Origin of the sequence: Streptococcus sp. C150, assembly GCF_000187445.1 — a bacterium.
Taxonomy (GTDB): domain Bacteria; phylum Bacillota; class Bacilli; order Lactobacillales; family Streptococcaceae; genus Streptococcus; species Streptococcus raffinosi.
The window spans coordinates 1,152,708-1,155,478 of record NZ_GL698449.1; the positions used below are offsets into that span (position 1 = coordinate 1,152,708).

General features: G+C 42.7%; 2 protein-coding genes. Both read right to left on the minus strand.

Annotated elements, in window-relative coordinates:
- On the minus strand, positions 1 to 1,080 hold a 1,080-nt coding region (locus tag HMPREF0848_RS05185), incomplete at its 3' end, for a YSIRK-type signal peptide-containing protein (protein ID WP_008535109.1).
- 463 nt (positions 1,081 to 1,543) lie between these two features.
- A partial coding sequence (locus tag HMPREF0848_RS10445; protein WP_156780998.1) for a Rib/alpha-like domain-containing protein occupies positions 1,544 to 2,771 on the minus strand: 1,228 nt, incomplete at its 5' end.

Consider the following 2,771-nt stretch of genomic DNA (forward strand, 5'->3'; position numbering starts at 1 on the left):
ACCCACTTCTTGCGTGCCATTAGCACTTACAGTATCGCTACTAATTGAACCCGTATACTCGGGATTGACAGGCTGAACAGCAGCCTCCCCTTCGTGACCAATTTCTTGCGTGCCATTAGCACTGATTGGTCCTGTATATTCTGGTGTAGCTGGTTGAACCCAAGCTTCACCCTCATGACCCACTTCCTGTGTGCCATTAGCACTTACAGTATCGCTACTAATTGAACCCGTATACTCGGGATTGACAGGCTGAACAGCAGCCTCCCCTTCGTGACCAACTTCCTGCGTACCCTTAGCACTTGTTGGCGCACTGTTTTCAGGAACACTTGGTTGAACGAGAGATTCTCCCTCGTGCACGATTTCCTGACTACCCTTTTGCCAACTTTTTTCCGTTGTTTCTTTATCAGTGGCTTCTTGCTTTGGTGCCTTATCGTCTTTTATGGATGGTTCAAGCCCTTTAAAAACCGTCTCTAAAGGCTGTTCAAGTTCAGGTTTTGCGGAGTAACGAAGATAACCAACATATTCGTAACCATCGATGGTGATGATACCCTTAGCCAAATCCTCTGCACTAGCAACTGCCACGGTCTGATTAAAAGCACGCAATTCCTTATTTTGCAAAGCAAGCACTTCAACCGGCATAAAGAGAGTTTGACCTGTAGCTCCAATCAAAACTAGACCAATAAGTTTTTTACGGTGTTTTTTTGAAAACAGAAGGACAGCCATACTTGCTGTTGCCAACCCTAAACCTGTAGCCGCCCATTCTGTACTGCCTGTCTGAGGTAAGGTAGCCTGCGTGTCTCCCTTACGTTTATAGACTAAATAAAACGTATCTTCATTTTGATAGTCCTTAGGAATGGCATGGACCACTTGTTTCTGCTCTGCTGGTGTCAATTCATTTTCTGTGACATAGGCCAAATGCACTGAAGCATCAGCGCTGACTTGGTCTGCCTCAACAGGTTTAGACACGAAAAGACCACCTGCTATTAAGAATGTTCCAATAGCAACTGGTCCAACACCTACTGACAACTTACGAATGGCGTATTTTGTCACTTTTTCAACAACATGATTTGCTTGTTTCATTCATAAACTTCCTATTTGTTAATCGTTGTACCCCAAAGGCACGTCAAAAACAAAGACGTTATCGAATAAACACGCACTTTATGCATTTATTAACCTTCTTCCGAAGTCTATCATATCCTTTTTTTAATGTTTAGGCAAGTATTTTCTCTAATTTTTAATCAATATAAAAAACTATTTTTCATCTGAGACTCAGTCTCTATGAAAGTTCTTAAACCGTTTCATAATAGGATTAGTATACATAGTATTTTCTATCAGTTTAAGTATCTTGAATCAAAACCAATTGCCATCCAATCTTTAGAACATCTGTGACATAGCAATTTCCGCTCTTTTTATCTAATATTTTAATATGATACTTACTCTAAAAAGCACACAAAAGAGACCCACCCCTTTCGGGATGAGTCTCTTTTTCGAAAACTGAAATAGTCATACTAACTATATTGAGGTTTTTGGTCTTTTGACTATTTTAGTCTTCTTTTTTGCGTTTTCCTGCTAAACCAAGTCCAGCTGCCGCAAGGATTCCTCCGAGAGCCATAGCTGCCATAGACGCATCATCACCTGTTTCAGGCAATGCTTGTTTCTTAGTAGCAGTTGAAACTGATGACATTTCTGGATTAGCAGTCGCTGCAGATGATGCTGGTGTTTGTTTATGCATCATAGGAGCAGGGGCTACCTTAGGCGCTGGAGTAGTTGTTGCTGGCGTGTTCTTGTCCGCATCTGTACGAGGATCTACAACCTTGATAGTGACTGGCACTTCATCCGTTGAACCATCTGGGTAAGTCACAACGACTGTTGTTTCTTTATCTCCTGGAGTTGTTGTATCCACAGGAGTCTTGAATTCGAACTTAGTTCCATTTGGAAGGTCACCAACGTTGCCGATTGAATCTTGCGCACTTGGTGTTTCACCGATGTTGACCGTTTGGTCTTTAAGTGCTGGTGTGTTCTTATCTGCGTCAGTGCGAGGATCAATAACCTTGATAGTGACTGGCACTTCATCCATTGAACCATCTGGGTAAGTCACAACGACTGTTGTTTCTTTATCTCCTGGAGTTGTTGTATCCACAGGAGTCTTGAATTCAAACGTAGTTCCATTTGGAAGGTCACCAACGTTGCCGATTGAATCTTGCGCTTTTGGTGTTGAACCTGGAGTCACTGTTTGAGCCTTAGCTGTTGGATCATTCTTATCCGCATCTGTGCTTGGAGTTTTAACAGTAACTTTAACTGGAACTTCATCTTTAGATCCGTCTGGGTAAGTCACAACAACTGTTGCGTCTTTTTCACCATCTGTAGCTGTATCTACTGGTGTCTTGAAGTCAAACTTAGTTCCATTTGGAAGATCACCGACGTTACCAATTGAATCTTGCGCATTTGGGGTTGAGCCTGGTGTTACTGTTTGTACCTTAGCTGTTGGATCATTCTTATCCGCATCTGTACGTAATCGAGTTGCTTCAACTGGATCACTCGCATCTGATGTGTTTCCTGATAGGTCAGTTGCTTTAGCTGTCACATTACCTGCTGGAATGTCGACGGTTGGCGTGATGGTAGCTTTACCATCTGCGCCTGCTGTCGCTTCACCAATCTTGTTGCCATCTTTATCGTAAAGAGCAACAGTTGAACCTGGTTCTGCGCTCACTTCTACTGATGGCTTAGTGCCTGCTTTTCCTGTAAGATCTGTATTCACTACTGGTTTCGCT